General features: G+C 37.4%; 5 protein-coding genes and 2 rRNA genes. 4 read left to right on the top strand and 3 right to left on the bottom strand.

The genetic code is table 11. The annotated features are described in order from the left end of the window. Both M3610_RS08605 and rrf read left to right on the top strand, forming a co-directional pair. A 23S ribosomal RNA gene (locus tag M3610_RS08605) occupies positions 1-168 on the top strand; the annotation flags it as partial. A 77-nt stretch (positions 169-245) separates the two neighbouring features. Beyond that, positions 246-362, top strand: a 5S ribosomal RNA gene (gene rrf, locus M3610_RS08600). Between the two features lie 54 nt (positions 363-416). Here rrf and M3610_RS08595 read toward each other — a convergent pair. After that, the gene (locus M3610_RS08595; protein ID WP_251458326.1) at positions 417-1946 is read right to left on the bottom strand and encodes a vWA domain-containing protein; all 1530 of its coding nucleotides are present in this window, start codon (positions 1944-1946) and stop codon (positions 417-419) included. A 251-nt stretch (positions 1947-2197) separates the two neighbouring features. Beyond that, on the bottom strand, positions 2198-2497 hold the full coding sequence (locus M3610_RS08590; RefSeq protein WP_251458323.1) for a DUF4359 domain-containing protein: 300 nt from the start codon (positions 2495-2497) through the stop codon (positions 2198-2200). A gap of 349 nt (positions 2498-2846) precedes the next feature. Here M3610_RS08590 and M3610_RS08585 point away from each other — a divergent pair, with 349 nt between their 5' ends. Next, entirely contained in the window at positions 2847-3779 is a 933-nt protein-coding gene (locus M3610_RS08585) for a CPBP family intramembrane glutamic endopeptidase (RefSeq protein WP_251458320.1), read from the top strand. Between the two features lie 39 nt (positions 3780-3818). Here the strand turns inward: M3610_RS08585 and M3610_RS08580 are convergent, their stop codons facing one another. Then, positions 3819-4430 (bottom strand): hypothetical protein, encoded by a 612-nt coding sequence (locus M3610_RS08580; RefSeq protein ID WP_251458317.1) that lies wholly within the window; start codon positions 4428-4430, stop codon positions 3819-3821. Between the two features lie 321 nt (positions 4431-4751). Here M3610_RS08580 and M3610_RS08575 point away from each other — a divergent pair, with 321 nt between their 5' ends. Next, positions 4752-6140, top strand: a complete 1389-nt coding sequence (locus M3610_RS08575) for a L,D-transpeptidase family protein (protein ID WP_251458314.1) — start codon at positions 4752-4754, stop codon at positions 6138-6140. Positions 6141-6216: the final 76 nt, after the last annotated feature.

The raw sequence follows: 6216 nt of genomic DNA, 5'->3' as shown, positions 1-6216 counted from the left end.
GACGGGATAAGTGCTGAAAGCATCTAAGCATGAAGCCCCCCTCAAGATGAGATTTCCCATAGCGCAAGCTAGTAAGAACCCTGAAAGATGATCAGGTTGATAGGTCAGAGGTGGAAGCGTGGTAACACGTGGAGCTGACTGATACTAATCGTTCGAGGACTTAACCATATTTTAAGGTGAACTCAAGTTTACAAACTTCTTCAGCATTATCTAGTTTTGAGGGAATGAAGCCTCAAACAAAATAGTCTGGCAGCAATGGCGAGAAGGTCACACCCGTTCCCATACCGAACACGGAAGTTAAGCTTCTCAGCGCCGATGGTAGTTGGGACACGCGTCCCTGTGAGAGTAGGACGTTGCCAGGCACAAAAAGGGACAGCTGAAGCGCTGTCCTTTTTTGTTATGGCCTGGAAATCTTTCTAACTAACATTCTCAATATAAATGCATTTATTATAGTCCATTAATCGGATGCGCAGCTTATCGTTGCGCCTTAATCGATGACCTGTCTCCGCGTCAATCAACTCATTTCCCATTTCAATTGAACAGTTCGACTTATTGATAATTAGTAATGTATTGTCAGTAATTGGAACAAATGTGATTTTATCAATTTCATTAAACTCAGAATCAAGTGAAACCAATTCTTTAAGACGGAATTCTCCCTTAAAGGATTTCAACTTCTTAATTTGTGGTTCTGTACGTTCCTCTGTATTACCATCTTCGATTTCCACTACAATTTGACCACTAAAGCCACGATTTTCCTTCCTTTTTTTTGCAATAAAAATCAAGATAAGCGTTACCAGAAGTATAGCCCCCGCCACCGTAAGGATAATATAAATCCACGGATACCGCTGCTGCCCTTCTTTTGCGTGTGGAATATCTGTCGCGCTAGTTTTAAGTTCAGGCGTATTTCTCTCCATTTTCTTTGAAAGTGGGGCCACGGTCGTCTGTGAATTATTGCTAAAAACAAGTTTAATGTCAATTTTATCTTTTGGAAAGCCTTTTACTTTAAGGACCCAATCCCCTTTGACAGGATTCAATAATTTTAAAATGGAGTAGTTCTTCGATTTTGATAACAGGATTTTGTCCGAAGGCAGGGGATACATCTTTCCTGCTGGATCGTAAATTTTGAGTTCCACTGGTTTGTTTGATACAAGTGAAATGTTTGCCTCTAGAACATTCTCATTCGGAATTTTTATTATAATATCCTGATATTCTTCTTTTGCAGATAGATCTTTTACAGGAACTACTTTTAACTTTAAATGATTGGCGAATATTTCACGGAGGATTCCGGGTAAATCATTCGCATTACTTGTTTCGAAAAATTTCCCGTTAGTCCTTGAGGCAATGTTTTGGAGGACCTCCTTATTAAGCTTCCCGTTAGCGTTTAAGCCAATTACATAAATCGGGTATCTCTGTGCTTTAGCTTGAGTCACTGCCTGAGCAAGGTCATCATCGGCCTGCTTAATCGTTTTGCCCTTATTTGACAGCAAATCATTGTTACCATCTGCGAGTAATACTATGATGGGAAGATAGTTCTTTTCATGGTTTTTATTAAGGACATTGACTGCCTCTTTGACTCCTACGGAGATATCAGTAGCAGGATATTTTTTGAGAGAATCAATGTGGGCTTTTAAGGTTTCTTTGTCTTTTTCTGTACCGATTTTGACGAGGTCTTTCTTGCTGCGGACCTCATCAGAGTATGAAATGACCGCAATTTTGTCCCGATTAAGTGAAGACATATCTATAAACATCTTCATTGCTTCGTTACTTACCTTATTTGGATCACTAGTGAGCATGGATTTACTGACATCTACGACTAGAACACCTTCCATTTGAGAAGCGGAATATACTGGGCCTTCCACTGCATCTGCATGGAGAGCAACACTGGAAAAGATCGGAATAAGAATAAGTATAAACATGAAAAAATATCTTATTATATTTTTTACCATCTATCTAACCTCCAATGGCAGGAATAAGTATTGTTGTTTAATGAGAAAAATTTGTTCGTTATATAGTGCATTTTACATCAGAACCACAAATAACCTAAGTATTATTGTAAAAAAAGAGATGAATTAATTGTCGACAATTTTCGCATTGGTGTCAGGCACCGGCAGTTTCAAAAGTTTATATTTTCCCCTGAGAATCTACTTTTGTATTCAATAAAGGTCAGTCCCGAAAGAGACCGGCCTTTAAGTAGCAATTATTCTTTACTAGAGATGGTGATAAATCTATTAAAGATGCCAATCGATGTAACGGTTCCAAATCCTACTTCGGAAAAGTCAGTTTTGTAGATGGTGAAAATAAAATAGTCTTTCTGTGTAGTTCCGGCATCGAAAATAGATTCCCCTGCTAGAGATAAAACTCCTTTTTCAATCAAGCTCGAAGATTTATCCATTGTCTTGTGATTAACCCAGTCGATATAGGCAGAACGTTTAGGATTTGTTGTTGCTAAAACATAGATAAGCACGATTAAAATAATGATAGGAACAATACGTTTCATTGAGCAAGACTCCTAACTTTTTAAAAGATTAATGGGAAATAATATACTGACTTATCTATGATTGCTTGTACAAGCATATGTTAGCCCGACATGAAAAATCACTGAAACTTTCTGATTACTTGGAAAAATAATATGGATGCTTATTAACTATTAATATGCTAAATTAATACTAACATCTATTATGAAAATGAGGGGATTAATTCGTGACGAGAAAATGGAAGTGGACGGTTTTCTGTTTCTTATTCCTGCTTTTTATGAATGCGTTGGGAATCATTGCAGTTAAGATTTTGGGCAGGTAAGGGGGAAACGGGATTTCTCCGCGAAATTTTGCAGGTAGGGAATGATGGGGATGACAACAAATTTAACCAAACCGATTTCAAAAAAACTACTATTTTCCATACTTATTGTCACATTTGGTGCGGAAATTCTCCTCTATCTTACTCGTTACAGCTATTTGGCCAGTACATTATATGATGCGGTCATGGTATCCTCGTTTTTTATCGGCTGGAAGCTTTATGGCAGGCTTGGAGGCGAGCGGGCTCATCTAAAAAGTCCGCGCCAGCATATGCTTCAATTCACTGGAGCCTTTTTGATTTTTTTCCTGGGAAGCTCGTTTGTTAATGTCTATTCAAGTCTTACTTTTGAAGATTTTAACGAGGATTATAATCAATATGTTCAAGAGTACAAGGAGTCGCAGGTCATTGATGGGGATGGGAATGAATCGGAAGTTCCTGCCCTTCAAGAGCAAACGATAGGGGACTTTTTTGGAAAAATAGATTCGATTGGTACGGATATTTATAATGATCTATTAGCTGGCCTGGAAGAAGTTTGGCGGCTTGCTTATATGATTCTATTGCTTTTTGTTTTTAAACAGGTGTTTCCACGGCGCTGGGAGAGGGGATCAAGGGATGTTTTCCTTATGGCAGCATTGTTTATCACTTCTATTCTTTTCGGGATTGATCATACACTCGATACTGAACAGCCATGGGCGAATCGCATCGGGGCGATCGTAACCTTCGCCAATATGGGCTTTTTGTTTGGGGTGATTCTTTTATGGACGCGGAACCTTTGGTTGACGGTTATTGTCCATGCGGTATATGACATAACGGCTACACTCTCATGGTCCTATATCGATTATGCCGTGGAATATTTTACGTTGGGTATTTTACTGGTTCATGTGTGTCTTGTTATTTTTGGAAAAATACATCAAAAACGATCTTTGCAACAGAGTGTCACAGTTCAGGAAGAACAGTTGGAAGGGTTGTCGCAAAAGGTAGAATAAAAGGAAAGAGGCTCCCGTAATGCGGCGGCCTCTTTTCTTTTAATTTTTTAGGGAATAGGATTTGGAGTTTATCCAATATTGAATGGTCCCATTCTCTATTTGTTTATACTTGATTTTTTCCTGCTCCAAACCTTTGATTAAACTATCCGCTGCTAATTCCTGCATCACACTTAGCTCGATTAATGATCTTTTTATTTGCACTTGGTCGGAATGGCTGGGGTCCTTATAGGAGGTCATCATGTCGAGGCGGTGTTTGAAAACAGTGATAATATCCTGATGGTATTCATGAAAGTTATCTGCCGACTTTAGGTTTGTTACTTTTATTAATAGTTTCTCTTGTTGGACTTTACTTTGCTCTAGATTTTCACTATTACCTGTGAGGAAGCCGGTTAGTATCTGTTCACTTTGTTCGTTGTAATCATGAATATTAGTTAAGTAGGATGTTACGCTTATTTCGTTTTGATTCCAATCTACTTTAAATAAAAGAATACAAGTCATTATCAACAGAATGATCGCCGTTATCGTTAGCATCCACTTTTTATTAGAACGCCTTTTGCGGGAAATCACTGGTTTATTGTTTGGATGGGCAAGGGCATAAATATGCAATTCTTCTAGTTCTTGCTTTACTTTTTGTTGGGCGGTTGTGAGCATCTTTCTGCCCTCCAATTTACCTAGTATGGTTTGTTGAGAGTCTATTACTATCCTACTACATGGAGCGACAAAAAATCCATAATTTCTCCAATTATTCTATATTTTGAAGGGTATTTCCCGAGAAATGGCGATATTTCTGCAATGGTGTCAGGCACCATCATTTACATCATAGTTTGTTACTTCTATAGATGTGAAAAGTTTGTTGGATTTTGCCGAAATAAATATAAGGTTAATCTGTTTCTATTAAAACATTAATTATGGTATTGTAGTAATATTGTAATATTGTAGTAATATAAATGGAAATTACAGGGGGGTTCACTTGTGTTAAGGCGTATTTTGATTGGATTTATTATCTTATTTTTAGGTTTTTCTGTTTTTCCTCAAGCTCAACAAGCTGAGGCTAGCACCGTATCAAAGAAGCAACTGATTATTGTTAATAAAAAGATCAATAAACTAGCATTTTATGAGAATGGTAAATTAGTAAAAACATACAATGTTGCAACAGGCAGAACATCTAAACTAACACCAGAAGGAACTTTTTACATAAGGGAAAAGATTAAAAATAGACCTTATTATAAACATAATATTCCTGGCGGCGATCCTCGTAATCCACTTGGAAAACGCTGGTTGGGTATAAGCAAACAAGAAAATGGCGGCTATCCATATGCAATTCATGGAAATAGTGATGAAAGTTCGATTGGAAAATATATCTCGGGTGGATGTATCCGGATGCATAATAAAGAGGTAATCGAACTATTCAGCAAGGTAAAGATCGGGGCGAAAGTCCGTATTACTACTTCGAAAAAAACCTTTAATCAACTAGCAAAACCGTATTTTAAAAACATCGACATCAAAGCTCCAACGTTCCCATCAGTAGCTGCTGTTTCTGATAAATCAAGTGAAGTGTCGGGCGTAACAGAAAAGAGTGCAACAGTTACAGTTAAAATTGGCTCTAAAAAATATACTAAAAAAGCAGATTCAAAAGGGAAATTCAAGGTGAAAATCCCTAAACAAAAAGCTGGGAAAAAACTATACTTATCAGCGAAGGATCTGTCAGGTAACATCAGTAAAACTAAAACCATAGTTGTAAAAGACAAAACAGCTCCAGTGGTAAGTGGCGTAATCAACAATAAAACTTACAATAAAGATGTTAAGATTACCTTCAATGAAGGAAAGGCCACATTAAATGGGAAAGCAATTAGTTCAAAATATGTAGTTAAAACAGAAGGAAAACGTACTTTAGTGGTAAAAGATGCGGCTGGTAATAAAACAACTATTGTGTTTACCATTGATAAAACAGCACCAGTGGTTAGTGGAGTAAACCATAATGCTATTTATAATAAAGATGTAACGCTCACTTTTAAAGAAGGAACGGCAACATTGAATGGAAAAGCAGTTAAAACAGGCTATGTTGTTAAAACAGCTGGAAAATACACTTTAGTTCTAAAAGATGCAGTTGGGAACAAGAGAACGGTGGTATTTATCATTGATAAAACAACACCAGTAGTTACGGGAGTAGAGAATAACGTAACTTATGATAAGAATGTTACCATCTCATTTAATGAAGGAAAAGCAACATTAGATGGGAATGCATTTACATCAGGAACGGTGGTTTCTACAGAGGGACCACATACTTTAGTTGTAACTGATGCAGCTGGAAATAAGACAACAGTGAAATTCACTATTACAAAGGTGCCGATGCCAGTTTAATATTTTAAGTGCCGAGAAATAAATGGCGCTGAAAAGGAAGACAGCACTCGATCATTCGTGATTCGGGTGCTGTTCC

The sequence above is a fragment of the Neobacillus sp. MER 74 genome (genome assembly GCF_023714155.1).
This window is presented reverse-complemented; position numbering and strand designations above follow the sequence as displayed.

Bases quoted from the DNA above. Each gene is read 5' to 3' on its own strand.
- M3610_RS08580 (WP_251458317.1), bottom strand. From the start codon at position 4,430: ATGCTCACAACCGCCCAACAAAAAGTAAAGCAAGAACTAGAAGAATTG.
- M3610_RS08590 (WP_251458323.1), bottom strand. From the start codon at position 2,497: ATGAAACGTATTGTTCCTATCATTATTTTAATCGTGCTTATCTATGTT.
- M3610_RS08595 (WP_251458326.1), bottom strand. From the start codon at position 1,946: ATGGTAAAAAATATAATAAGATATTTTTTCATGTTTATACTTATTCTT.
- M3610_RS08585 (WP_251458320.1), top strand. From the start codon at position 2,847: ATGACAACAAATTTAACCAAACCGATTTCAAAAAAACTACTATTTTCC.